Here is a 24,805-nt window from a genome sequence, read left to right on the forward strand (position 1 = left end):
ATCTGCCTGACAACGACGCTCTTCAGGCGGCGGCGCGACTGCGCTGCCGCCACTGCCCCGGCGACATGCCGATTTCCCGGCTAAAAACCACCGAAAAGTAGTTACTGTCCTCAAAGCCGCACTGCATGGCGATATCGCCGATTAAGCGCTCGGTATGCTGCAGCAGATACTGCGCATGGCAGATCCGCAGCTGGCGTAAATAGTGATTGATGGTCATCCCGGTTTGCTGGCGAAACTGCTGGCGAAGCGCCCGCTCGCTGCCGCCCTCCTGCTCGCAGAAACGCTCCAGAACAAAGGGGCGGCTGAGGCTGGCCGCCAGCGCGGCCAGCAGTTTGTCCAGCAGCGCTTCGCGCTGCGTCGCCGCGGGATCATCCGTCGCGTAGCGATGGCGCTGCAACGTCAGCGCCAGCTGGGCAAAAAGCAGTTCGGCCATCGCATTTCCCTGCGCGTCGCGCCGGGCGCACTCATGCTCAAGCTGGCTAATCACCTGGCGCGCCTGCGCCATACCTGTGCTGCCCATGCGCCAGTGGGGCTTCCACGGCGTACCGAAGAGGCCAGGGATCGCCCCGGCCCAGTCAAAATTGAGCTGCAGCCGCTCCGGGCAATAGATGATGTTCTGCAGAACCAGATCGTTAACGGAAGCATAGGAGTGTTTATCTTCGGCGCGAATGTAGAACAGATCGCCGCGGGTAATGCGCCAGGGACGATCGTTAAGGACGTGCAGCCCGTTGCCTCGCCACACCAGCACCAGCTCGCAGAACTCATGGGTATGTTCGGCAAAGACATTTTGCGGGTAGCGGTCTGCCACCGCCACTGCCTGTGTGGCGGAAGGGAAAAACTCCTCTTTACGTAAAATCAGACCGGCCACGGCTCACACTCCAAACGCGGATAACGGCGCATTATTCGCGTTTTTAGTCTGCAATACGTTGACTCTTCTCGCGTTACTGAAGAATGGCGTCGCGCCCCTGGCGGATATCGCGCGGCGACCAGTCGAACTCCCGGCGAAAAAGCGTCGAAAAGTGGTTACTGTCGCCGAAGCCGCAGCGATAAGCGATATCAGTCACGCTTTCATCGCTGTGGCGCAGCAGGTGGCGGGCTTTCATCAGGCGCACCCGATTAAGATAGCGCTGTGGCGTCAGACCGGTCTGCTGCTTCAGCTGGCGGTGCAGCGTACGCAGCGACAGCGAAAACTGCGCCGCCACCTCCTCCCAGCAGATCTCCTGCGCAAAATGGTCTTCGAGCCAGGCCAACAGCTGATTCAGCCGCGCATCGTTGTTGGTGGCCTCTTCCGCAAGGCTGCTTTTACGTAACAGCACCAGCAGCTGCATAAACAGGATCTCACGGCTGGCGACGGCATGAGTATCCGTATCGCTCCCCACGGCCTCGATCTGCGCCACGATATGCCGCACCTGTTGCAGGACGGTTTGATTCACCCGCCAGTGCGAGGGGTAGTTTCCTTCCTGTTCCTGGGGCAGTAGTTGACTGACCCCGGCGAGAAAGCGAAACGCATCCGGCGCGCGATAGAGCACATTGGTCAGACACAGATTATCCGTGTGCTCGTAAAGATGGCGGTCGTGATCGCGGATAAAACAGACCGAACCGCCGCCAATGGTGTAGGGCTGGCCATTGAAGACGTGAATACCCGATCCCTGCTCCACGATAACTATTTCATGGAAATCATGGTGATGTTCCGGAAAGGCCGACTGAGGGAGGCGGGGTTCAATAGCCACCGTCGAGATCCCGGCCTTAAAGAAATCCGTACTGTGCAATATGGTCATGATGCCACCCTCGTAATGAGAAAAATTATCAGTCACCGGCTGATAGTAATGAAGGGTTGGCTATCCGGCCTTCAATTTTTGACCGCGAAATTCGTAAATCCTGCCGCTTTTTCAAGAATCAGCCGGAAAGATGCGGAACTGCGGAGGCCATCACATCCCCCTCGCCATCCCCTAAAACCGCAAACTGTGATGTCCCTCACGGTCACCTTTGCTTTCTTGCCAGCGGCCAGTTTTGGCTGTCCGTAGCGAGAAGGTGTCAGTAAACGGCCTTTTTTAGACTGCGGACAATGATTTTAAGAAGGATCGTTTCATGAGTATTCGTCATTGTGTCGCTGTCGATTTAGGCGCCTCCAGCGGGCGGGTGATGCTCGCCAGCTATCAGCCCGGGCCGCGCGCCCTGACGCTGCGCGAAATTCATCGCTTCACCAATAGTCTGCAGAAAGTAGACGGCTTCGACTGCTGGGATGTAGATAGCCTGGAAGGCGAGATCCGCCGCGGGCTGGAGAAAGTGTGTGAGCAGGGCATTCTGATAGACAGTATCGGCATCGATACCTGGGGGGTAGATTATGTCCTGCTGGATAAGCAGGGCCAGCGCGTCGGGCTGCCGATCTCCTATCGTGACGACCGCACCCAGGGCCTGCTGCGTCACGCTGAAGCGCAGCTGGGCCGGGCGGAAATCTATCGCCGCAGCGGCATTCAGTTTTTGCCGTTTAACACGCTTTATCAGCTGCGCGCGCTGGTGGAGCAGCAGCCGGAGCTGGTCAGTCAGGCTGCCCATGCCCTGCTGATCCCCGACTATTTCAGCTTCCGCCTGACCGGCAATCTGAACTGGGAATATACCAACGCCACCACCACCCAGCTGGTCAATATTAACAGCGATAGCTGGGATGAGACGCTGCTGAACTGGACCGGCGCGCCGTTGGCGTGGTTCGGAAAGCCGACCCACCCCGGCAATGTGATAGGCCACTGGATCTGCCCGCAGGGTAACCGAATTCCGGTAGTCGCTGTCGCCAGCCACGACACCGCCAGCGCGGTGATCGCCTCCCCGCTGGCCGACCGCCATGCCGCCTATCTCTCCTCCGGCACCTGGTCGCTGATGGGGTTTGAAAGCCTGACGCCGTACACCTGCGACGCGGCGCTGCAGGCCAATATCACCAACGAAGGCGGAGCCGAAGGCCGCTATCGGGTGCTGAAAAATATCATGGGCCTGTGGCTGCTGCAGCGGGTGCTAAAAGAGCAAAACGTCAGCGACCTGCAGGGGCTGATCGCCCGCACCGCCGCGCTACCGGCGTGCCGCTTCATAATTGACTGCAACGATGACCGCTTTATCAACCCGGCCAGTATGAGCGCCGAGATCCAGGCCGCCTGTCGCGACGCCGGGCAGCCGGTTCCTGAAAGCGATGCCGAACTGGCGCGCTGCATTTTCGACAGCCTGGCGCTGCTCTACGCCCGGGTGCTTAACGAGCTGGCGGCGCTGCGCGGCCACCCCTTCAGCCAGCTGCATATCGTCGGCGGCGGCTGTCAGAACACGCTGCTCAACCAGCTGTGCGCTGACGCCTGCGGGATCGCCGTCGTGGCCGGCCCGATAGAGGCCTCCACCCTCGGCAATATCGGCATCCAGTTAATGACCCTCGACGAGCTGGCCAATGTCGATGAGTTTCGTCAGGTAGTGCGCGGCAACGCGGCGCTCACCACTTTTACCCCCAATCCTGATAGTGAAATTGCCCGTTTCGTGGCGCAGTTTCAGCCACAACAGACCAAGGAGCTTTGCGCATGACCACTCAACTTGAACAAGCCTGGGAAATTGCTAAGCAGCGCTACGCCGCCGTCGGCGTGGATGTCGAGGAGGCCCTGCGCCAGCTGGACCGTCTGCCCGTCTCCATGCACTGCTGGCAGGGTGACGACGTCGCCGGTTTCGAAAACCCGGCGGGAAGCCTGACAGGCGGCATCCAGGCGACCGGCAACTACCCGGGCAAAGCGCGCAATGCAGAAGAACTCCGCGCTGACCTTGAGCAGGCGCTGAGCCTGATCCCGGGGCCAAAGCGTCTCAATCTGCACGCTATTTACCTGGAATCCGACGCGCCGGTAGCGCGCAATGAGATTAAGCCGGAGCACTTTAAAAACTGGGTTACGTGGGCGAAAGCCAACAAACTGGGGCTGGATTTCAACCCCTCCTGCTTCTCGCATCCGCTGAGCGCCGACGGCTTTACCCTGTCGCACGCCAACGATGAGATCCGCCAGTTCTGGATCGACCACTGCAAAGCCAGCCGCCGCGTATCCGCTTATTTTGGCGAACAGCTGGGCACGCCGTCGGTGATGAATATCTGGGTGCCGGACGGCATGAAGGATATAACCGTTGACCGCTTCGCCCCGCGCCAGCGGCTGCTGAACGCCCTTGATGAGGTGATCAGCGAGAAGCTCGACCCGGCGCACCATATCGACGCCGTGGAGAGCAAGCTGTTCGGCATCGGCGCCGAAAGCTACACCGTCGGCTCCAACGAGTTCTATATGGGTTACGCCACCAGCCGTCAGACGGCGCTGTGCCTCGATGCCGGCCACTTCCATCCGACGGAAGTGATCTCCGACAAGATCTCCGCCGCCATGCTCTACATCCCGCGCCTGCTGCTGCACGTCAGCCGCCCGGTGCGCTGGGACAGCGACCACGTGGTGCTGCTGGATGATGAAACCCAGGCCATCGCCAGCGAAATCATTCGCCATAACCTGTTTGACCGCGTGCACATCGGCCTCGACTTCTTCGATGCCTCCATCAACCGCATCGCGGCCTGGGTGATTGGCACCCGCAATATGAAAAAAGCGCTGCTGCGCGCCCTGCTGGAACCGACCGCCCAGCTGCGCCAGCTGGAGAACGACGGCGATTACACCGCCCGCCTGGCGCTGCTCGAAGAGCAAAAATCGCTGCCGTGGCAGGCCATCTGGGAGATGTACTGTCAGCGTCACGACACGCCGGCGGGCAGCCAGTGGCTGGACAGCGTACGGGCTTATGAGAATGCGGTTCTGAGCCAGCGCGGGTAATGCACGAGCTTCCCCGGGTCGCGGCTGACGCCTTACCCGGGCTACGAACCGGTAGCCCGGATAAGCCGTTTACGGCGCAATCCGGGGGCACGCACATATTTAGGGTGAGGGGGTCAACCCCGCACCGAATCAACAGGAAAGACAAGACTATGCAGACCATTATCGACGCCTGGTTCGTCCAGGGCATGATCAAAGCCACCTCCGACGCCTGGCTGAAAGGCTGGGACGAACGCAACGGCGGCAACCTGACGCTGCGTCTGGATGAAGCGGATATCGAACCTTACGCGGCGGATTTCCACGCCAAACCGCGCTATATCGCCCTCAGCCAGCCGATGCCAACCCTGGCCAACCAGCCGTTTATCGTCACCGGCTCCGGCAAATTCTTCCGTAACGTCCAGCTCGACCCGGCCGCTAACCTCGGCGTGGTGAAGGTCGACAGCGACGGCGCGGGATACCATATCCTGTGGGGCCTGACGGAGGATGCCGTCCCGACCTCCGAGCTGCCGGCACACTTCCTGTCGCACAGCGAGCGCATCAAACTGACCGGCGGCAAAGACCGGGTGATCATGCACTGCCATGCCACCAACCTGATCGCCCTGACCTATGTTCTGGAGAACCACAGCGATCTTTTCACCCGTAAGCTGTGGGAAGGTAGCACCGAATGTCTGGTGGTCTTCCCGGATGGCGTCGGCATTCTGCCGTGGATGGTGCCGGGCACCGATGAAATCGGCCAGGCGACCGCCGAAACCATGCAAAAACACTCGCTTGTGCTGTGGCCGTTCCACGGCGTCTTCGGCAGCGGCCCCACGCTGGATGAGACCTTCGGCCTGATCGATACCGCCGAGAAGTCCGCCGAAGTGCTGGTGAAAGTCTTGTCGATGGGCGGGATGAAGCAGACCATCACCCGCGACGAGCTTATCGCCCTTGGCAAACGCTTCAACGTGCAGCCGCTGCAGTCCGCTTTAGATCTTTATCCATAACAACATCGCGCCCCGCTCACCGAGACGGGGCGAAATATCACCTGCAAACCCTACAAAACTAACTCATGTGGAGTAAAAGCAATGAAAACAAAGACAAGCTTGATCCTCACCGTTGCCGCCCTGGCGTTGTCCGGTTCCGCCTTAGCCGAAGTTAAAATCGCCCTTGTGGCGAAATCGCTGGGAAATGGCTTCTTCGAAGCCGCCAACGTTGGCGCCCAACAGGCAGCCAAGGAGTTAGGTGATGTCAAAGTGATCTACACCGGCCCGACCACTACCACCGCCGAGGCGCAGATCGACGTGCTGAACGGGTTGATCGCCCAGGGGGTGGATGCGATCGCCATTTCCGCCAACGATCCGGACGCGGTGGTGCCGGTGCTGAAAAAAGCGATGCAGCGCGGCATCAAGGTGGTCTCATGGGACTCCGGCGTGGCGCCGGCAGGCCGTCAGATCCATCTTAACCCCTCAAATAACGCCTTAATTGGCGAAACCAACGTCAAGCTTGCCGCCGATGCGCTGCAGGCGCTGAACGTTGAGAAAGGCGAGGTGGCCGTGTTAAGCGCCACCCCAACCTCCACGAACCAGAACATCTGGATTGAGGAGATGAAAAAGGTGCTACCGCAGTATCCGTCGGTGCAGCTGGTCACCGTCGCCTACGGTGACGATCTGTCGGATAAAAGCTACCGCGAAGCGGTGGGTCTGCTGAAATCATATCCGGACCTGAAAGTCATTGTCTCGCCGTCGTCGGTGGGGATTGTTGCCGCCGCGCAGGCGGTGAAGGACCAGGGCAAAATCGGCAAAGTGTATGTCACCGGGCTGGGGCTGCCGTCGGAAATGGCCGGCGCGATCAAGTCCGGCGCCAGCAAAAGCTTCGCCATCTGGAACCCGATTGACCTGGGCTACGCCGCCACCTATCTGGCCGACGATTTAGTCAAAGGCACGGCGACCAAAACCGAAGCCAGTATGGGCAAGCTGGGCAAAGTGAAGCTGGACGCCGAGGGGAATGGCGCGATGGCCAAGCCGTTTGTCTACGATGCGAGCAACATCGATAAGTTCTCGAAAATTTTCTAATCCTTGTTCCCTCACCCCGGCCCTCTCCCGGAGGGAGAGGGGGAACGGCTGGCCCTCTGCGCGATGCGGCCAGCGGACGCCGGACCGTTCCCTCGCCCCTGTGGGGGAGGGTTAGGGTGAGGGGTGATTTTTGTGGAGAACTATCATGTCAGCATCAACGCCACTGCTGTCGCTGAAGGGGATCACCAAAATTTTTCCCGGTGTGCGCGCCCTTGAGAACGTGCAGCTTGATCTCTGGCCCGGCAAAGTGACCGCCTTAATCGGCGAAAACGGCGCGGGGAAATCCACGCTGGTCAAAGTGATGACCGGTATTTATCAGCCCGAAGAGGGCGAGATCCTCTATAAAGCGATCCCCATTCATCTGCCAACGCCGGAGTCGGCGCATAAGGTAGGGATCACCGCCATTCACCAGGAAACCGTGCTGTTTGACGAACTCTCGGTCAGCGAAAACATTTTCGTCGGCCAGTATCTGTATAAGGGACTGCTGAAAACGCTCGACTGGCCGGCGATGCACCGCAGAGCCAACGAGATCCTCACCCGGCTGGAAGTCCAGATCGACCCGCGAGCCACGCTGAAAACCCTCAGCATCGCCCAGCGTCACATGGTGGCGATTGCCCGGGCGCTGGCTTTCGACGCCCAGGTGGTGATCCTCGATGAGCCGACCGCCGCGCTTTCCCAGCATGAAATCCTCGAGTTTTATCACATCGTTGAGCGTCTGAAGCAGGACGGCAAAGCGATCCTGTTTATCTCGCATAAGTTCGATGAAATCTTCGAGCTGGCCGATTATTACACCATCCTGCGCGATGGGGTGTACGTCAGCTCCGGGGCGATAAGCGACATCACCGAAGAGCGGATGGTGTCGATGATGGTGGGCCGGGCGATCAGCCAAACCTACCCGAAAGTCGACTGCACACCCGGAGAAACGGTGCTGGAGGTGACCGATCTCTGTCATCCTACCGAGTTTGCCCATATCAGCTTCCGCCTGCGCAAGGGAGAAATTCTCGGCTTTTACGGCCTGGTGGGCGCCGGACGCACCGAGCTGATGCAGGCGCTCTCCGGTGTCTCGCGCCCCTCCTCCGGCGAGATCCGCCTGAACGGCAGAACCATGCGCTTTCACCAGCCCGCCGACGCCATCCGCGCGGGCATCGTCTGCGTGCCGGAAGAGCGGCAGAAACAGGGAGCGATCATCGCCCTGCCTATCGCCCAGAACATCAGTTTACCGCAGCTCAGCAAGCTCAACCCTAACGGCGTCCTGAACGACGCCCGGGAATGGCGGCTGGCCGACGAGTACGCCTCGCGCCTGCAGGTAAAAGCCTTCAGCTGGCGGCAGCCGGTGGAGACCCTCTCCGGCGGCAACCAGCAGAAAGTGGTGATTGGCAAATGGCTGGCGACCCAGCCCGAAGTGATCATTCTCGATGAGCCGACCAAAGGCATCGATATCGGCTCAAAGGCCGCCGTGCATCAGTTTATGTCCGAGCTGGTCAGCCAGGGGCTGGCGGTGATTATGGTGTCGTCAGAGCTGCCGGAAGTGATGGGCATGGCCGACCGGATTATCGTAATGCACGAAGGGCAGATGGTCGCCGAGTACCGGGCCGGGGAAGCGACGGCGGAAACCATCGTTAGCGCCGCTAGCGGCATCGGCCAGGAGGCGGCATGATGGGACACGCATGGCTGAAACATCGCGAAGCGCTGCTGGCGGTGGTCATTATTTTGATGATCGGCGCCATCGGCAGCCGGGCGCCGTCGTTCGTTTCACCGGGCAATCTGGTGGAGATGTTTAACGATACCGCCATCCTTATCATCCTCGCCCTCGGCCAGATGATGGTGTTGCTCACCAAAGGCATTGATCTGTCGATGGCCGCCAACCTGGCGCTGACCGGGATGATCGTCGCCCTGCTTAACGCCCACTATCCGGGTATTCCGGTGGTAGCGCTGCTGGCGCTGGCGACTCTGCTGGGCCTGCTGATGGGAGTAATTAACGGCCTGCTGGTCTGGCGCCTCGGCATTCCCGCCATTGTGGTGACCCTGGGCACCATGAGCATTTATCGCGGCATTATCTTCCTGCTGACTGACGGCGGCTGGGTTAACTCACATCAGATGAGCGCTGATTTTCTCAGTCTGCCGCGCAGCCCCCTCCTGGGGCTGCCGCTACTGAGCTGGTGCGCCATCGCCGCGCTGCTGCTGGTGGGTTATTTCCTGCGCTACAGCCGCACCGGCCGGGCCTTATACACCGCGGGCGGCAACGCGACGGCGGCATACTACACCGGCATTAACGCCGGAAAAATGCAGTTCGTCAGCTTCTGTCTCTCCGGCGCGCTGGCCGGCTTCTGCGGCTATCTGTGGATCTCGCGCTTCGCCGTCGCCTATGTCGACGTCGCCAACGGTTTTGAACTCCAGGTGGTCGCTGCCTGCGTGATCGGCGGTATCAGCACCATGGGCGGAAGCGGACGGGTGCTGGGCTGCCTGTGCGGCGCGCTGTTCCTCGGGGTCATCAATAACGCCCTGCCGGTGATCGGCATCTCGCCCTTCTGGCAAATGGCGATTTCCGGGGCGGTGATCGTCATGGCGGTGCTGCTCAACGAGCGCGGCAATCGCGGTCACGGGCGGTTAATCCTGCGCAACGCGGCGTTAGCCAGACAGAAACAGGCGGTGAAATCATGAGCAAAATGATGGTATCTGAAGAGATGAAAAACGCCCCGGCCGCGCCGTCGCCGCTGCGCCGCCTGCTGTGCTGGGAAGGGTTTTTACTGGCGGTCACCCTGGCGGTATTTATCGGCAACGCCGTGGCTTCCCCGTACTTCCTCAATATCTGGAACCTGTCGGACGCCACCTTTACCTTTACCGAGAAGGCGATCGTCGTCCTGCCGATGGCGATGCTGATTATCGCCCGGGAAATCGATCTGTCGGTAGCCTCGACGATGGCTCTCAGCTCAACGGTGATGGGCTTCTGCGCGGCAGCGGGGATGGACACTCCGCTGCTGGTGGTCATCGGCCTGGGCGTAGGTCTGCTGTGCGGCCTGTTCAACGGCTTGCTGGTGACCCGCTTTAACCTGTCGTCCATTGTGATCACCATCGGCACCATGAGCCTGTATCGCGGCATCACCTATATCCTGTTGGGCGATCAGGCACTCAACCACTATCCGGAGAGCTTTGCCTGGTTCGGCCAGGGGTACGTGTGGGGGGCGCTCTCTTTTGAGTTTGCGCTGTTTATCCTCCTCGCGGCCGCCTTCACCTTCCTGCTGCATAAAACCAACTTTGGTCGCCGGACCTACGCCATCGGCAATAACCCGACCGGCGCCTGGTTCTCCGGGATTAACGTTAAGCGTCATAACCTGGTGCTGTTCGCGCTGGTTGGGCTGATGGCCGGGCTGGCGGCGGTCCTGCTGACCTCACGGCTCGGCAGTACCCGCCCCACCCTGGCGATGGGCTGGGAGCTGGCGGTTGTCACCATGGCGGTGCTCGGCGGCGTCAATATTCTCGGCGGCTCCGGCAGCATGCCCGGGGTGATCATCGCCGCCTTTCTGATGGGGCTGGTGACCTTCGGCCTGAGCCTGCTGAACGTCCCCGGCATCGTGATGTCGGTGATTATCGGCGCCATGCTGATCGTGGTGATCTCCCTGCCGATTATTACCCGGCGGATGATGCAGCGAAGACGATGTTAATTTCCCCCTCACCTTGGCCCCCTCCCTGCGGGAGAGGGTCGGGGTGAGGGGAAACGGATTTCCCAAAATCAACATTAAGGAGAATTATCATGAGTTTTATGTTGGCACTACCTAAAATCAGCCTCCACGGCGCAGGCGCGATCGGTGATATGGTCAAGCTGGTAGCGGGCAAACAGTGGGGCAAGGCGCTGATCGTCACCGACGGTCAGCTGGTGAAGCTGGGCCTGCTGGACAGCCTGTTCGCCGCGCTGGATGAACAGCAGATGGCTTATCAGCTATTTGACGAGGTATTCCCCAACCCCACCGAAGCGCTGGTGCAGCAAGGCTATGCGGCTTACCAGGCGGCCCGCTGCGATTACCTGATCGCCTTCGGCGGCGGTAGCCCGATTGATACCGCCAAAGCGATAAAAATCCTCACCGCCAACCCAGGCCCCTCCACCGCCTACTCCGGCGTCGGCAAAGTGAAAAACGCTGGCGTGCCGCTGGTGGCCATCAATACCACCGCCGGCACGGCGGCGGAGATGACCAGCAACGCGGTAATTATCGATAGCGAGCGGCAGGTGAAAGAGGTGATTATCGACCCGAACCTGATCCCGGATATCGCCGTCGACGACGCCAGCGTGATGCTCGACATTCCGCCAGCCGTTACCGCCGCCACCGGCATGGATGCCCTGACCCACGCCATCGAGGCCTTTGTCTCCGTTGGCGCCCATCCGCTGACCGACGCCAACGCCCTCGAGGCCATTCGTCTGATTAACCTGTGGCTGCCGAAAGCGGTAGACGATGGGCACGATCTGCAGGCCCGCGAGCAGATGGCCTTTGGCCAGTATCTGGCGGGCATGGCGTTCAACAGCGCCGGTCTCGGGCTGGTACATGCCCTGGCCCATCAGCCTGGCGCCACCCACAACCTGCCGCACGGGGTATGCAACGCCATCCTGCTGCCGATCATCGAAAACTTTAACCGCCCGAACGCGGTGGCGCGCTTTGCCCGCGTGGCGCAGGCGATGGGCGTCGATACTCGCGGCATGAGCGATGAAGCTGCCAGCATGGAGGCCATCAATGCCATCCGCACGCTGAGCAAACGCGTAGGGATCCCCCAGGGTTTTAGCCAGCTTGGCGTCAGCAAAGCCGATATCGAAGGCTGGCTGGATAAAGCGCTGGCCGACCCATGCGCGCCGTGTAACCCGCGCCCCGCCAGCCGCGATGAGGTTCGCGAGCTCTATCTGGAGGCCTTATGATCCGTAAAGCCTTCGTCATGCAGGTGAACCCCGACGCGCACGAGGAGTACCAGCGCCGCCATAACCCCATCTGGCCGGAGCTGGAGGCAGTGTTGAAGGATCACGGCGCGCACCACTACGCCATTTATCTCGATAAAGAACGCCATCTCCTGTTCGCGACGGTGGAGATTGAATCGGAAGCCCGCTGGGAAGCGGTCGCCAGCACGGAAGTATGCCAGCGTTGGTGGAAATACATGCGCGAGGTGATGCCCAGCAACCCGGACAACAGCCCGCTGAGCGCGGAGCTCAAAGAAGTGTTTTATCTGGCGTAAAAATAACTGGCCTCCCTCCAGACGGGAGGCCGGTCGTTTAAACGGTCATTGCATTATCGCGCAGCGGCTCGGTTTTCGTCTTACCCGCTAACGTAAACGCGGATATTAAGGTGACGGTCAGGGCAATACCGCCGAGGATCATGTAGGTATCCTGAAAGCCGATCCGATCGTACATATTGCCGGCGAAGGCGGAGAGGAAGATCGCCGCCACCTGCTTGGCGAACTGGAAGCCCACCAGATAAATAGTCGCCGACAGCCGGACGTCAAACACGCCGGTGATGTATTTAAAGGCGCCCACCAGCAGGAACGGCACCTCCAGCGCATGGAGCATTTTCAACGCTACGACTTCCGCGGCGGTGGTGGCGAAGGAAGAGCCAATCATTCTTGCCGCCATCACCATCCCGGCGATCAGCAGGGTATTCTTCGCTCCGATACGGTTAATAATCCACGGCGAGCTGAACATAATGATGGCGTTACATATTTCTCCCGCGGTGGTGGCGAAACCAAAGGCGCGGGTGCCCGCTTCCGGGGTCGCGAAGAACGATTTGAAGAAGGTGGCGAACTGCTGATCGAAAACGTCATACACGCAGGCCACGCCGATAACATACAGAATAAACATCCACATCTTACGCTGGCGGAACATGCGCACCGCCGTTTTTAAATCGATCGCCGGGCGATTGGCGCCGAGCGAATCCATCACCTGCGCGGACTGACTGGCCTGCGGTTTGGCGATGGCCACCAGCACCACCAGCAGCAGCGCGGCGGCTGACCCCATCCAGAACACCCATTCGGGATTAATGCTGAACAGCATTCCGGCGGTAGTCGCGCACAGCGCCCATCCCAGGCAGCCAAAGGTGCGCGCCTTGCCGTATTCAAACCCGCTGTTGCGGCTTACCCGTTCGATATAGGCCTCCATCGCGCCGGCGCCTGCGGAGAATGCAAAGCCGATATAGGCGCCGCCGCTCAGCGCCCCGAGCCAGATATTGGTTTTCAGCAGCGGAGCGAAAACATAAAGGAAGAAGGGAGCAATCAGCACCAGCAGAACGGTCACGATCCACATCAGGTGTTTTTTCAGCCCCAGCTTGTCAGAGATCACTCCGAGGATCGGCTGGAAACAGATGGCGAACAGCGACAGGCTGGAGAAAACGAGGCCGGTTTCGGTTTTATTCAGGCCGATGACGTCCGACAGCCAGATCGGCAGAAACGGAAAGCAGGTGGCCATGATGAAGAAGTAGAGAAAGAAGAACAGCCCGAAAATCCAGAAGTTGGGGTTGTTTTTGTGGGTACAGACGGTCGGGTTCATTATATTTTCCTCAAGAAGGGCCGCAGCGCGGCCCGATACCATCACACGCGTTGCAGACCAATCAGAATGGCGCTTTCCGGGTCGAGGATGGGTAGCGCCAGCCCCGCCTGCTGCAGCCACTCACCGCTCACCGTCTGCGGCGTCGTCATCCATGCCGGCAGCTTCCGCATGGTGTGGCCGCCCTCACCGGTGATCTGAATGTTCGGATGATCGAGGAGCGTCACCTGATAGCGGGCGCTCGCCTCCAGGCCCGCCAGGCGCAGGGGCGCCATCAGGGTGTAGTCCGGCATCGCCAGCTGGCTAACGAGGAAGATCGCCTGCGCTTTATCCGGGCTGACGACGCCATGGGCAAGGGTGGTGGCGTCCGGCATATCTATTCGCCACTGCACGCCGTGATGGATCACGTCGCGCCACTGTTTATGCAGGGCCGCATATTTTCGGTATCCGGCGCGCTCTTCTTCATCGGCGCTCACCGGATCCAGCTCAAGGCCCATATGACCGAACAGCGCCGTCAGGCCGCGGAAGGCGATACTATGCTGGCGGAAGGTGGCATGACAGTGGCGATTGCCAATATGCGCGCCCATTACCTCGGGTGGAAAGAAGTAGCTCATGCCGCGCTGGATGGTGTTGCGCTCAAGGGCGTCATTGTTGTCAGACGCCCAGAAGCGATGGCTGCGTTTGAGGACTTCATAATCGATCCGTCCGCCGCCGGAGGAGCAGGATTCAAATTCAATGTGCGGGAAACGGGCCACCAGCGTATCCAGCAGGCGGTAGAACTGGCGCGTTTGCGCGTCCGCAGCGGCGCGTCCCTGATGCCCAGGCTGCACCAGCTCGCGGTTCATATCCCACTTCACGTAGTCCACCGCATGCTCGCCCAGCAGCCAGCTCATCCGCTCCAGCAGATAATCAAACGCTTCGGGAATGTTGAGGTTCAGGACAAACTGATGGCGGCCGGTCAGCGGGGTATAGCCCGGCAGCGCCAGCACCCAGTCCGGGTGCGCCCGGTACAGATCGGAATCCGGGTTAATCATTTCCGGCTCCACCCAGATACCGAATTCCATACCCAGAGACTTCACGTGATCGATAACCGGCGTCAGGCCGTAGGGGTATTTTTTCTCATCGAGATACCAGTCGCCAAGCGCCGCCCAGTCGTCGTTGCGCCCTTTAAACCAGCCGTCATCGATAATAAAGCGCTCGACGCCCAGGGCCGCCGCTTCGTCGGCCATACGCATGATGTAGTCCGGGTCGTGGTCGAAATAGATCCCCTCCCAGGTGTTGAGATGCACCGGGCGCGGTTTGTTGCCCGGGAAACGAATAATCCGTTCGCGCAGATAACGATGGAACTGCTGGCTCATGCCGTTCAGCCCATTCGCCGAGTAGCTGGCATACAGGTACGGCGTCCACAAGGTTTCCCCTTCCGCCAGCGCCATTTCGCCCGGCAGATAGAGCGCCTCGGCCTGCAGATAGCGACGGCCATCGGTTTTCACCTCCGCCCGCAGGCGATGGTTACCGCTCCAGGCCAGATGCACGCCCCAGACTTCACCCTGCATCTCGCTAAAGGCGCGGCTGCCGGTGATCAGGGCCGGGAAATGTTCGTGAGAGGTGCGCCCGCGGCGGTTCTCCAGCACAAAGCTGTCGTGCTCAAGCGTCAGGCGGTGAGGCTGAAACTCGCGGATCCAGCGGCCATGGAAAGCCATCACCTCGCGAGCGCGTTCGGCGACCGGCAGCGTGACCGCCAGGCGATCCACCTGCCATGGGCTGGCGCGCAGATTGGTCACGCCATGGCGCACGCTCAGCACGCCGCTGGCATCCAACGCGATCTCGCTCTGCAGGCGCAGGCCGGCCTGCGGATCTTCGCTGACCAGGGTCAGCGTCTGGCCCTCGTGCCGCACTTCGCTGGTGGTGAACAGCGGAGAGGCATCCAGCCCCTGACGATGGCCTTCAATGCCCGGCGCGCCAAACAGACCATGGCCCAGCTCCGCCATTAAGGTCACTGGCGAATCGACATCCAGTCTACCGTTGGCGACCGGGCGCGTCAGGCTGTCGGCATCCTGCGGCGAAAAGTGGCTTAAATGCGGTCCCCAGTAGACAATTTCGGCGAAAGGGCGGGTTTTAATCACAACATCGGCACCGGCGCTTTGCAGGTGAATCAGCGAATCAGACATCAGACATCTCCATCACAAGGAATGTCTTACTGTTGATCCGAAACGTTTCGGATGCCAACCAAAACGTTTCGGATCCGTGATCGGCTTCAGAATTACGGGTTAAAAAGGGATAAGATCAGGCGGTTTCACCCGGGATAAATTCCGGCTGCCATAGCACCTGCAGCGTGGCGAGATCCTCCCCGGCGATTAAGCGACGCACCATATCGGCAATCTGCCTTCCCACGCCCTGGCGCGTGGACTGGATCACCGCGGCGACATCGGTCTCAATGATGCTGTCCTGCGGCAGCCCGTCGTACACCACCAGGGCGACGCGGTTGTCGCCGGTTAAACGCCCCAGGTGGGCGAGCGCCATCGCGGCGCCATCGCCATGGGTGTTGCAGTCGGTGATAATCGCGGTAGGCGGCTCAGGCAGACGCAGCAGCTCCAGCGTGGCCTGATAGCCGCCGCGGCGCGTCGCCGGCACGCTACGCAGCCATGCATCGGATAACCCCGCCTCGCGCAGGGCATCGAGGTAGCCGTTACGCCTTTGCAAAATAAACGCCTGATTGTTGTTCTCGCCCAGCAGAGCGATACGCTGGTGGCCCTGTTGAATCAGATGGCGGGTGGCGCGGCAGGTGCCGGCATAGTTATCGAAATCAAACCAGGCGTAGGGCTGCGCCAGGCGGCTACGGCCGAGCGCCAGAAACGGAAAGCCGGAGGCCTGCAGCTGCGCCAGCCGCGGATCGTCATCCAGAGTATGGGCCACGATTAATGCATCGACGCGACGGCCCTGCACCATGCGCATATAGCCATGTTTATCCGCCTGCTCATCATCGGCGATCAGCAACAAATCAATGTCATGGCGCGCCAGCTCATGGCTGATCTCCCCGACCATCTCGAGAAAAACGTTATTGTTGAGCGGCGCGGGGCGGACAGGGAAGACGAGACCAACGGCATCGATGGTGCCCATTTTCAGACGGCGGGCGAAAGTGTTGGGGCGATAGCCCCGGCGCTGCGCTTCAGCCTCAACCCGGGCGCGGGTCTCCTGCGACACATCGTCGTAGCCGTTCAACGCCCGGCTGACGGTCGTGACGGAGATCCCAAGTTGTTTGGCAATGGCTTTCAGCGACATAAAAATCCCTGTTTTCGCATAGGAAAGCTAGTTTCCCGCAATATGGCTATGACGTCCAGCGAGCGCGCGTCCCCCGCCGACGCGATGTCAGTTTTGCTCAGCGATCAGCAGGGCCTGCGTATCCGGCTCCAGCGCCTGAAAAACATGCTCCTGATCCGCCGGGTAGCAGATATAGTCGCCCTCGCCGAGCTCTTCCGGCGCCGACGTCAGCCCTACCCGCGCCCGCCCCTGGGTGACGATAATATGTTCCACCGAGCCTGGCGGATGCGGATGCGAAATGCGGTCGGCGCCGGGCTGGGTGAGCAGCAAATAGATGTCCCGACGCGCGCCGGGCGGACAGGCGGCCAGCAAAATGGCCTGATAGTTCGCCTGCTCTGCCACCACTTTGGTCCCCTCGCCGCGGCGGATCACCTGCGTTTTGTTCACCTGCGGCTCAAGCAGCCTGGCAAATGGAATATCCAGCGCTACGCAGAGCGACCACAGCGTTTCCAGACTCGGGTTGCCGTTGCCGGACTCCAGTTGCGATAGCGTGGATTTTGCGATACCCGCCCGACGCGCGACTTCCGCCAGCGAAAGCCCGGTCCGCGCCCGCTCCCGCACCAGACTTTTGGCGATAACGCTGATTGGCTGTGTCATACCCGCCCCTTGTTTTTTATATCGAACAATTCGTTCGCCTTGAAAAACGATCATTATGTGTTCATTATAATGGAAATTCGTTCGATATGGCTAAGTGATATGAAACAAACTCTCTCCAGTCTCAGCGGAGACACGATAAAATCGATTGTTTTGGTCTGCCTTGCCGTCGGGGTGGTGGGCATGTCCTATGGGTCGCTGGCGGTGGCTTACGGCTTCCCTTTATGGGTGCCGCTCTTGCTTTCGGTGTCGGTGCTGGCGGGCGCCTCTGAATTTATGTTTATCGGCATTGTCGCCAGCGGCGGTAGTCCGCTGGCCGCCGCCGCCGCCGGCCTGTTAGTCAATGCGCGTCATATCCCGTTCGGGGTGACCGTACGCGAACTGGTTGGTCGGCGCGCCTTAAGCTTTATCGGGTGCCACATTATGAACGACGAGAGCGTGGTCTTTGGCTTGTCGCAGCCCACCCCCGCGCAGCGCAAAGCGGCCTACTGGCTGTGCGGCGCTGGCGTCGCGCTGATCTGGCCCCTCGGTACGCTAACCGGCGCGGCCGTCGGCAAACTGCTGCCAGCGCCGGAAACCATCGGGCTTGATGCGGTCTTCCCGGCGATCCTGCTGGCGCTGGTGATCCCGGCCTTTAAAAACCGCACTACGCTGATCCGCGCCGCCAGCGGCGCCGCGCTGGCGCTTGCCGCCGTACCGTTTGTGCCCACCGGGCTGCCGGTGCTGCTTTCGCTGTTCGGTTTACTGTCGAGGAAAAAATAATGGGCAATATGACGCTGTTTATCGCCGGTATCGCCATCCTGTCGCTGGGAACCTATCTGATGCGTCTCGGCGGCGCGAAGCTCGGCAATCGGCTGGCATTTTCCGAGCGCTCGCAGGCGCTGCTTTCCGATGCGGCGACGGTGCTGCTTTTTTCCGTCGCCCTGGCCACCACTTTCTATGAGGGCGCACATTTCGCCGGTATGGCGCGCGTTCTGGGCGTTGCTTTCGCTGTGTTCCTCGCCTGGCGCAAGGTCCCGCTGATCGGCGTGATTATCGCCGCCGCCGTGGTGACCGCGCTGCTGCGCCTGGCGGGTATGCCCTAGGACGAGTAAGCGTAATCTGTAAAACCGCTGTGCTGTCCGGCGATCGTGCCTTCAAGCCACTGAATAACCGGTTCGATTTGCAGCGGGTGCCGCTGGTCTATCGTCAGTACAGGTCCTAACGACATGGGCTGCGCCCGCCCGGCCAGCTGGGCCAGCTCCGGCAAATACTCTTCTCCGGGGTGGCCCGGCGGCCGCGTCGCCAGCCGCGAGGCATAGCGCGCGACGGCCAGCTCCGGAGAGATATGGTTCCAGACCTCAATCACCTGCTCCACGCCCGCCTGCTGTAGCAGTCTCTGCAAGGTCTCCCGCGGCTGAAAGCCGAACCAGGCGTCGATCAACCAGACCATGCTGGCAGGCGATGCGCCGACAATCGACCAGATCACCTCATACGCCGCGCAGCCCAGCTGGCGATTCATCGGCCGGTCGACAGGGGCCAGGCGCGCCATAAACGGCTCTTTGATGCCGTCGATCGTCAATACCGGCAGGCTAAAGGTCTCCGCCAGCAAACGGGTAATGGTGCTCTTCCCCGACGCCGGAATGCCGTTGATTAAAATGGCCGTTTTGCAGCCTGGGGTCAGATGTCTGTTCATAGTAATGCGACAACCTCCTCCCGGCTGCGGGCCGTCCGCAGTTTGGCCATGGTGTCATTATTATCCAGCAGCGCGACGATGGAACGGATGCCCTCCTCGATATGCGCATTGCTGTCCCGGGCGCCAAACATAATAACAATGTCCGCTTTTTCACTGTCCGCAAAGGGAATAGGCTTTTCCAGCACCACCAGGCTAAAGCAGTTGCGTCTGACGCCGCATTCGGGGCGGGCATGGGGGATGGCAATCCCTTCATCAAAAACGTAATAAGCGCCATGATTTAAAGTATTGTCGATCACCGCCTGGCTATATTCCGTCGAAATAAAGCCTTTTGCCTCCAGCGGGCGGGCAGCCAGCTTTATTACCCGCTGCCAGTCGGACTCCACAACGCCAACCTGAATGGCATCGGCCTCAATAAGCAGTTCTTTTATGGTCATTCTCTGTTCCTAGATATTGCGGCGAATAATATTGCGTAAATTATCAATCTGCAGAAACAGCGCATCGATATCCTGCCGGTGGCTCTTACTTTTGGCATATACCGATAATGCCCGGTTGTAAGTCAACATCAATGTTTTTTGCACGTCGCTATTATCGGGCTGGCGCTGTAATTCGCCTTCCAGTCTGGCGATCTCTTCCGCCAGCTGACGGGACTGTTGATCATAATCCTGCAGCGGGTTTTGCTCTTTTTTCCACAGCGTTTTCAATGATTCAAACATAGCAAGCTCCCTCCCTGGCGGAAGACAGGGCAACAAAAGATATGTGTCGGTAAAAACGCTACTTAAATAGCGCCATTTTTTCCATTAATACGGCAGTAACTGCCTGGTTGGCGGGAATTAAAAATTTCCGTACGCTGTCATTTACTTTTCCTTTCTCAAACGTTGATTTACAGCGGTCGACCCACTGCACGTTCATTTCCGTTCCGACGTTCACTTTATTAATCCCTTCGGTGACGGCCAGCCGCATATCCTCATCGCTGACACCTGTGCCGCCATGCAGCACCAGCGGCACGCCCGTCGCTTCGCTTATCGCCTTCAGCCGCGCATGCTGTATCTGCGCTTTACCGGTGTACAGGCCATGCACAGTGCCCACGGAGACGGCCAGCATATCGACCTGTGTCTCCTTCACAAAACGCGTCGCGTCTTCGACGGTAGTAAAACAGATATCTTCGGCAGCCACCGCTTTTCCATCCTCTGACCCGCCGATCGCCCCCAGCTCACCTTCTACCGTAATATTCCGCGGCCGGGCCATTTCCACCACAATCCGCGTGTTACCGATATTTTCCTCGAGGCTTAAGTGAGACCCGTCGTACATCACCGAAGAAAAGCCCGCATTCATTGCCGTCTCGATGGCTTTAATATCGGAGCAGTGATCGAGATGCAGGCAGGTCGGGATATTTTCACTGTCTGCTAATGAACGCACGGCATCGACCAGTAACCGATACCCCAGATACTCTGCGGTACCGGTTGATATTTGGATCATTAATGGGCTGCGGCTGTTTTGCGCGGCTTTAAAAAAAGCCGGTAACATCTCAATACAGTGCAAGTTAAACGAGCCAATCGCTTTAAAATCTCTTTCCTGAGCGATTTTTAAAATCTCATTAAAATTATACAGACTCATGAACACTTTCCCCTTTCGGCTTAGCGGATTTACCGTTTACAAACCATGCCAGTGCGGCGACAAACACAATAAACAAGGCGACAAAGAGCCAGTTATTCTGGAAGGCGTGGCCTAATACCAGACCGGAGCTGATGACGTCTGAATCGCTGAAGGTGACGCCCGTAAAGCCGTAGCTCTCCAGCATGGGTACCAGAATGGCCGGCAGCAATGTGATAAACAGGCCGTGAATCACCCCGCCGATCATCGCCCCGCGACGTCCGCCCAGCGCATTGCCAAATACCCCTGCCGTACCGCCGGCGAAAAAGTTGGTTAACAGCCCGGGGAGAATCATCGCCAGGCCGAACATCGGGAAAACCAGCATGCCGATAATCGAGCCGACAGTCGTTGCCAGAAATCCAACAATCACCGCATTCGGTGCATAGGGAAATAGCACCGGGCAATCGAGAGCGGGCTTTGCATCCGGGACAATACGCATCGCGATACCGCGAAAAGCCGGCACCAGCTCATTGAGTAATAAACGCACGCCGCTATAGAGGACAAAGACCCCGGCGACAAACTGAATGGACTGCATGAAGGCATACATCAGGTAATTAATGCCGCCGGAGAACTGCGCGATGTACTGAGGCCCCGCCGCGATAGCCGGGATGAGATACATCGGCACCATCACCACCGCCATGGCCAGATAGGTATCCTGCAGAAACTTAAAGTTATCAGGCAGTTCGAGATCTTCCGTGGAGCGAGAGCCTTTTCCGACAACTTTAGCGACCGCAGCCTGCACCAGATAGCCGATAGTACAGAAGTGCCCCAGGGCCACATCGTCAGACCCGATAATGCGCCTGACCACCGGCTGCGCCAGGGCCGGCATTAACACCGCCATCACGCCGCCGAAGATGCCCCCGGTTAAAATCAGCGGTACGCCGGTGAGCCCGGACTTATAGCCAATCACGGCGCCGATCGTCGCCATCCACAGCAGCGCCTGGCCGGTCAGAAAAATATATTTCAGCGGCGTCAGCCGGGCGATAATAATATTGACGGCAAAGATCACCAGCAGCGTCAGCGCCACCTCCGAACCTAATTCCCGATTCGCTAACCCGGCGATGGCGGCCACATCGGTAATATAGCCTTTCATGCCAAATCCCTGGGTGAAGATATCATTCAGGAAGGTCAGCGTGGCGACAATGATGTTTATCCCGGCCATCATAATTAAGAAACCGAGCAGCGTTTTAAATGTCCCTTCCGCGGTTTTGCCTGGCGATTTCTTTTGCAGGATCAGGCCAAGCATGGCAATAAAAGCAATAAGAATGGATGCCTGGCCGAGTAAATCCTTAACGATAAACGCAACGAAGCTATTCATAATCAGCCACCTTCAGATGACGTTCTTTTAAGAATGCGACGATCTTAGTTTCAATCTCCTCTTTATCAGTAAGTTTATTCAACACCACGACACGTTTAATTTCTTCTTCACTGGCATCGGCGGTTAAGATGTCGGCAAAGGTTTTTTGCGTCAGAATCATATCCGATTTAAAAGCCCCAGCTTCGGAAACGGTGGTGTGTTCAATATGAGCGGGAATTTCCAGCTTCTTTAAAACTGCCTTCGCCGTCATTTCAATGGCAAAGCTTGAACCGAGGCCGCAGCCACATACGCATAAAATTTTCAGCATGGAGGGTCTCCTCAAATAATATTGAGTTGCTTGGCAAGTTTATAATGATGTCCTTCAGTATCGACCAGACGTTTTTTCATACTGACTAAATCAATCGGAATAGGTTTGTTACTGGAATTAATTATTATGGCTTTATTTTTCATACCTGACTGAATACAGCGAACCACTTCACTGGCCATAATAGTGCCCTGATAAATCTCTTCGCAGGTTGGATCACCGCTGCGTAAACCATAGCCGACGATCGTTTTACGGATACGGACACCTATTTGTGGTTCCAGCTGTTTAATCATGGTATCAATCGCCCCCTGAAAGCCGGGAGAGTACTCTTTGGTATAGCCTTCTGAGCAGAGGATAACGACGCTATTCTGCGTACTCAGCTTCCGGGTAATCCGTTCCGCGAGCACGGCCAACGGCATCTGTGCCTCCGGGATCAGGGCAATATCCGCATTACATTTAATGGCGGACTGCAACGTTAGTTCTCCACAATAGCCTCCTAATATCTCAACCATAAAAACCCGACCGGGCAGCGCTCTTCCGGTATTTCTTAAACGAGAGACTTCTTTAATAATTTGCTCACAGGCCGTGGAAAAACCAATCGTATAATCACTGCCATACACATCATTATCGATAGTCATTCCCACACCAAAGCAATTAATCTCAAATTCACTAAGGGTATTCAGAAACTGCAGGCTGCCATCCCCCCCGGCCATAATGAGCACATCAATACGCAGAGATTTAAGTTTTTTAGCAATGCTTTCATATTCACTGCGCTGCAGTTTGCGACTGGTTCGCCCCGAGGTAATGATCGGCACCGCGGTAATTGAATAATCAACCAGATCGCGCCACGCCATATCCTGATGACTTTTCTCCAGTAGCCCTGGAATACCGCCATTAAACAGCGTGATATCAGCATTAGCCTGCCTGGCTATCTGGAATATAAAATTATTCATTCCAGAAACATCCCCGCCGCTAATAACGATACCAATTTTCATGACGCATCCTCGCTCATTTGCCTGACAACATTTTTCCCTGAGTACAAGCCTTTTATTTGCAATGAAGATCACATAATGCGTATTAAATTACCGCAGTGAATAGTTGACAGGTACGGCGAAACACCTATTTTTGTGATACACATCCCATTTAAAGAGAGTGATCTCCATCGCTTTCTGTTTTTTATTTCTTTAAATTTCATGGCGTTAAAAAATCGAGATATTCAGGCGTGCTGACCTTTCCTTTGCCATAAAAAGGAGGATTTAAGAAAAGAACGGAAACGTGATTAGTGCCACATTTTTTTCGTAGCAGAGGAAAATATTGGCAAATTTCGCAGAGACGGGAAGCGGAAAACAAAAACAAAAAAAGCGCCCTGAGGCGCTCTTTCGACAGTTGCTATACGCTTATTTGTTCAGTTCGGCAGTCATATGCACGCGGTTGCCGGTAAACGCTTCGGTGATTTTGTAAGACGAAGCGCCGGCAGCCTGCGCCTGTGCGGCGATTTTCGCTTCCGCGCCGTCCATTGTGGAGGCGGTTGCGGTCACGGTTTCAGCAGCGAAGGAAGCGAAAGAGGCGGCCATAGCGATTACTGCGACAAAAGTTTTGATGCTTTTCATAATATAAACCCTTTCATTTAGTTGTTTAGATAAGGCGCTGTGCCTTGATGTGTTAAATAGTAGCCCGCACATTGCTAAACAAAAAGCGGAAGGATTTGCTGTCATTGTTCAAATTTATTGACCAATATTTAACCCGCAATTAAACGCTGCGGATGGGTGTAAACTGTCGCCCTACCCGGCTTGCAAAAGCCCACCAGCGTCAGATTGCAGCGCTCGGCAACTTCCACTGCTAAGGTGGTGGCCGCCGAGACCGCGAACAGGATCTCGACGCCGCACATCGCGGCCTTCTGCACCATTTCATAGCTGGCGCGGCTGGAGACCAGCGCGGCGCCATGCTGCCACCCCTCGCCGACTTCCGCCCGCCGGCCCAACAATTTATCCAGGGCGACATGCCGGCCAACGTCTTCAAACCCGCCCGCCAGTTCGCCCGTCAACCGGACCCACGCGGCCGCGTGAGTACAGCCGGTGAGCCGGCCAACCGGTTGAAAGTCGTTAAGATGCGCCAGGGCCTGATCGAGATTGGCTAAATCGAACGACTGAGTGAACGGCAGCGGCTGGACCGGCTTACCAATATCATTGAGCTGCTCGACGCCGCATACGCCGCAGCCGGTGCGCCCGGCCAGCGCGCGACGCCGGGCTTTGAGGCCCATAAAACGCCGGCTGGAGAGCTCAATCTGCACCTCAAGGCCGTTGCACACCGCTACCACGTCCATGCCGAAAATCTCCCGCCGGTGCTCGATAATCCCTTCGGATAAGGAGAAGCCGACGGCGAATTGCTCCAAATCTTTCGGGGAGGCCATCATCACCACGTGGGAGATACCGTTGTAGACCAGCGCGACGGGCACCTCTTCCGCTAACTCATCTGGCTGAGGGTGTTGCAGATCCTCGCGTTTCCAGAGGGAGACCTGGCGATATCCTGTGACATTCGTCACATTTTTGATTTGTTCGAGAGGCTTCTTGTTCACT

General features: G+C 58.2%; 26 protein-coding genes. 11 read left to right on the forward strand and 15 right to left on the reverse strand.

What is annotated here, in order from left to right:
* Window positions 1-22: 22 nt before the first annotated feature.
* Window positions 23-868, reverse strand: coding sequence for an HTH-type transcriptional activator RhaR (gene rhaR, locus KB892_RS25080; RefSeq protein ID WP_002882891.1), 846 nt, complete (start codon window positions 866-868; stop codon window positions 23-25).
* 73 nt (window positions 869-941) lie between these two features.
* Window positions 942-1,778, reverse strand: coding sequence for an HTH-type transcriptional activator RhaS (rhaS, locus tag KB892_RS25085; RefSeq protein WP_002882888.1), 837 nt, complete (start codon window positions 1,776-1,778; stop codon window positions 942-944).
* A 310-nt stretch (window positions 1,779-2,088) separates the two neighbouring features.
* Between rhaS (KB892_RS25085) and rhaB the strand changes: the two genes are divergently transcribed.
* The 9 genes from rhaB to rhaM all read left to right on the forward strand — a co-directional run bounded on the left by rhaB (window position 2,089) and on the right by rhaM (window position 12,070).
* Window positions 2,089-3,555 carry a rhamnulokinase gene (gene rhaB, locus KB892_RS25090; RefSeq protein WP_002882885.1) on the forward strand — a complete coding sequence of 489 codons (1,467 nt, stop codon included), beginning with the start codon at window positions 2,089-2,091 and terminating at the stop codon, window positions 3,553-3,555.
* On the forward strand, window positions 3,552-4,811 hold the full coding sequence (gene rhaA, locus KB892_RS25095) for an L-rhamnose isomerase (protein ID WP_004150375.1): 1,260 nt from the start codon (window positions 3,552-3,554) through the stop codon (window positions 4,809-4,811). Before rhaB ends, rhaA begins: the two co-directional genes overlap by 4 nt.
* A 149-nt stretch (window positions 4,812-4,960) precedes the next feature.
* Window positions 4,961-5,791 (forward strand): rhamnulose-1-phosphate aldolase, encoded by an 831-nt coding sequence (rhaD, locus tag KB892_RS25100; RefSeq protein WP_002882882.1) that lies wholly within the window; start codon window positions 4,961-4,963, stop codon window positions 5,789-5,791.
* A gap of 81 nt (window positions 5,792-5,872) precedes the next feature.
* Window positions 5,873-6,859, forward strand: coding sequence for a rhamnose ABC transporter substrate-binding protein (gene rhaS, locus KB892_RS25105; RefSeq protein ID WP_002882880.1), 987 nt, complete (start codon window positions 5,873-5,875; stop codon window positions 6,857-6,859).
* Window positions 6,860-7,004: 145 nt separating this feature from the next.
* A complete protein-coding gene (locus KB892_RS25110) occupies window positions 7,005-8,516 on the forward strand; it encodes a sugar ABC transporter ATP-binding protein (RefSeq protein WP_004151860.1) in 1,512 nt (503 codons plus the stop codon).
* The gene (locus KB892_RS25115; RefSeq protein WP_004220853.1) at window positions 8,513-9,520 is read left to right on the forward strand and encodes an ABC transporter permease; all 1,008 of its coding nucleotides are present in this window, start codon (window positions 8,513-8,515) and stop codon (window positions 9,518-9,520) included. Before KB892_RS25110 ends, KB892_RS25115 begins: the two co-directional genes overlap by 4 nt.
* Window positions 9,517-10,521 carry an ABC transporter permease gene (locus tag KB892_RS25120; RefSeq protein WP_002882873.1) on the forward strand — a complete coding sequence of 335 codons (1,005 nt, stop codon included), beginning with the start codon at window positions 9,517-9,519 and terminating at the stop codon, window positions 10,519-10,521. Before KB892_RS25115 ends, KB892_RS25120 begins: the two co-directional genes overlap by 4 nt.
* 89 nt (window positions 10,522-10,610) lie before the next feature.
* Entirely contained in the window at window positions 10,611-11,759 is a 1,149-nt protein-coding gene (gene fucO / locus KB892_RS25125) for a lactaldehyde reductase (protein WP_002882871.1), read from the forward strand.
* The gene (gene rhaM, locus KB892_RS25130; protein ID WP_002882870.1) at window positions 11,756-12,070 is read left to right on the forward strand and encodes an L-rhamnose mutarotase; all 315 of its coding nucleotides are present in this window, start codon (window positions 11,756-11,758) and stop codon (window positions 12,068-12,070) included. The genes fucO and rhaM overlap by 4 nt, the downstream gene beginning before the upstream one ends.
* 37 nt (window positions 12,071-12,107) lie before the next feature.
* On the opposite strand, the gene KB892_RS25135 is transcribed toward rhaM, so the two are convergent.
* The 4 genes from KB892_RS25135 to KB892_RS25150 all read right to left on the reverse strand — a co-directional run bounded on the left by KB892_RS25135 (window position 12,108) and on the right by KB892_RS25150 (window position 17,285).
* Window positions 12,108-13,373 (reverse strand): MFS transporter, encoded by a 1,266-nt coding sequence (locus KB892_RS25135; RefSeq protein ID WP_002882868.1) that lies wholly within the window; start codon window positions 13,371-13,373, stop codon window positions 12,108-12,110.
* A gap of 41 nt (window positions 13,374-13,414) precedes the next feature.
* Entirely contained in the window at window positions 13,415-15,538 is a 2,124-nt protein-coding gene (locus KB892_RS25140) for an alpha-galactosidase (RefSeq protein WP_004151861.1), read from the reverse strand.
* 115 nt (window positions 15,539-15,653) lie between these two features.
* Window positions 15,654-16,649 carry a substrate-binding domain-containing protein gene (locus KB892_RS25145; RefSeq protein WP_002882866.1) on the reverse strand — a complete coding sequence of 332 codons (996 nt, stop codon included), beginning with the start codon at window positions 16,647-16,649 and terminating at the stop codon, window positions 15,654-15,656.
* 87 nt (window positions 16,650-16,736) lie between these two features.
* Window positions 16,737-17,285, reverse strand: coding sequence for a helix-turn-helix domain-containing protein (locus tag KB892_RS25150; protein ID WP_002882865.1), 549 nt, complete (start codon window positions 17,283-17,285; stop codon window positions 16,737-16,739).
* 99 nt (window positions 17,286-17,384) lie between these two features.
* On the opposite strand from KB892_RS25150, the gene KB892_RS25155 reads away from it, so the two are divergent.
* Both KB892_RS25155 and KB892_RS25160 read left to right on the forward strand, forming a co-directional pair.
* Entirely contained in the window at window positions 17,385-18,044 is a 660-nt protein-coding gene (locus KB892_RS25155) for an AzlC family ABC transporter permease (RefSeq protein ID WP_002882864.1), read from the forward strand.
* A complete protein-coding gene (locus tag KB892_RS25160) occupies window positions 18,044-18,367 on the forward strand; it encodes an AzlD domain-containing protein (RefSeq protein WP_002882863.1) in 324 nt (107 codons plus the stop codon). The genes KB892_RS25155 and KB892_RS25160 overlap by 1 nt, the downstream gene beginning before the upstream one ends.
* Here the strand turns inward: KB892_RS25160 and KB892_RS25165 are convergent.
* The 9 genes from KB892_RS25165 to fdhD all read right to left on the reverse strand — a co-directional run bounded on the left by KB892_RS25165 (window position 18,364) and on the right by fdhD (window position 24,804).
* Complete coding sequence (locus KB892_RS25165) at window positions 18,364-18,957, reverse strand: P-loop nucleotide/nucleoside kinase family protein (protein ID WP_002882862.1); 594 nt, start codon at window positions 18,955-18,957, stop codon at window positions 18,364-18,366. The two genes, KB892_RS25160 and KB892_RS25165, sit on opposite strands and share 4 nt — an antisense overlap.
* Window positions 18,954-19,391 (reverse strand): PTS sugar transporter subunit IIA, encoded by a 438-nt coding sequence (locus KB892_RS25170; RefSeq protein WP_002882861.1) that lies wholly within the window; start codon window positions 19,389-19,391, stop codon window positions 18,954-18,956. Before KB892_RS25170 ends, KB892_RS25165 begins: the two co-directional genes overlap by 4 nt.
* A gap of 9 nt (window positions 19,392-19,400) precedes the next feature.
* Window positions 19,401-19,670: a hypothetical protein gene (locus KB892_RS25175; RefSeq protein ID WP_002882858.1), complete on the reverse strand. Its 270-nt coding sequence runs from the start codon at window positions 19,668-19,670 to the stop codon at window positions 19,401-19,403.
* A gap of 58 nt (window positions 19,671-19,728) precedes the next feature.
* Window positions 19,729-20,571 (reverse strand): class II fructose-bisphosphate aldolase, encoded by an 843-nt coding sequence (locus KB892_RS25180; RefSeq protein ID WP_002882856.1) that lies wholly within the window; start codon window positions 20,569-20,571, stop codon window positions 19,729-19,731.
* Window positions 20,558-21,925 carry a PTS sugar transporter subunit IIC gene (locus KB892_RS25185; protein ID WP_004151863.1) on the reverse strand — a complete coding sequence of 456 codons (1,368 nt, stop codon included), beginning with the start codon at window positions 21,923-21,925 and terminating at the stop codon, window positions 20,558-20,560. The genes KB892_RS25180 and KB892_RS25185 overlap by 14 nt, the downstream gene beginning before the upstream one ends.
* The gene (locus KB892_RS25190; protein ID WP_004151864.1) at window positions 21,918-22,232 is read right to left on the reverse strand and encodes a PTS sugar transporter subunit IIB; all 315 of its coding nucleotides are present in this window, start codon (window positions 22,230-22,232) and stop codon (window positions 21,918-21,920) included. The genes KB892_RS25185 and KB892_RS25190 overlap by 8 nt, the downstream gene beginning before the upstream one ends.
* A gap of 11 nt (window positions 22,233-22,243) precedes the next feature.
* Window positions 22,244-23,224: a 6-phosphofructokinase gene (locus KB892_RS25195; RefSeq protein ID WP_002882831.1), complete on the reverse strand. Its 981-nt coding sequence runs from the start codon at window positions 23,222-23,224 to the stop codon at window positions 22,244-22,246.
* Window positions 23,225-23,626: 402 nt separating this feature from the next.
* On the reverse strand, window positions 23,627-23,839 hold the full coding sequence (locus KB892_RS25200; RefSeq protein WP_002882830.1) for a YdgH/BhsA/McbA-like domain containing protein: 213 nt from the start codon (window positions 23,837-23,839) through the stop codon (window positions 23,627-23,629).
* Window positions 23,840-23,967: 128 nt separating this feature from the next.
* Window positions 23,968-24,804: a formate dehydrogenase accessory sulfurtransferase FdhD gene (gene fdhD / locus KB892_RS25205; protein ID WP_002882828.1), complete on the reverse strand. Its 837-nt coding sequence runs from the start codon at window positions 24,802-24,804 to the stop codon at window positions 23,968-23,970.
* Window position 24,805 lies beyond the last annotated feature (1 nt).

Source organism: Klebsiella sp. P1927, assembly GCF_018204675.1.
Taxonomy (GTDB): Bacteria; Pseudomonadota; Gammaproteobacteria; order Enterobacterales; family Enterobacteriaceae; genus Klebsiella; species Klebsiella pneumoniae.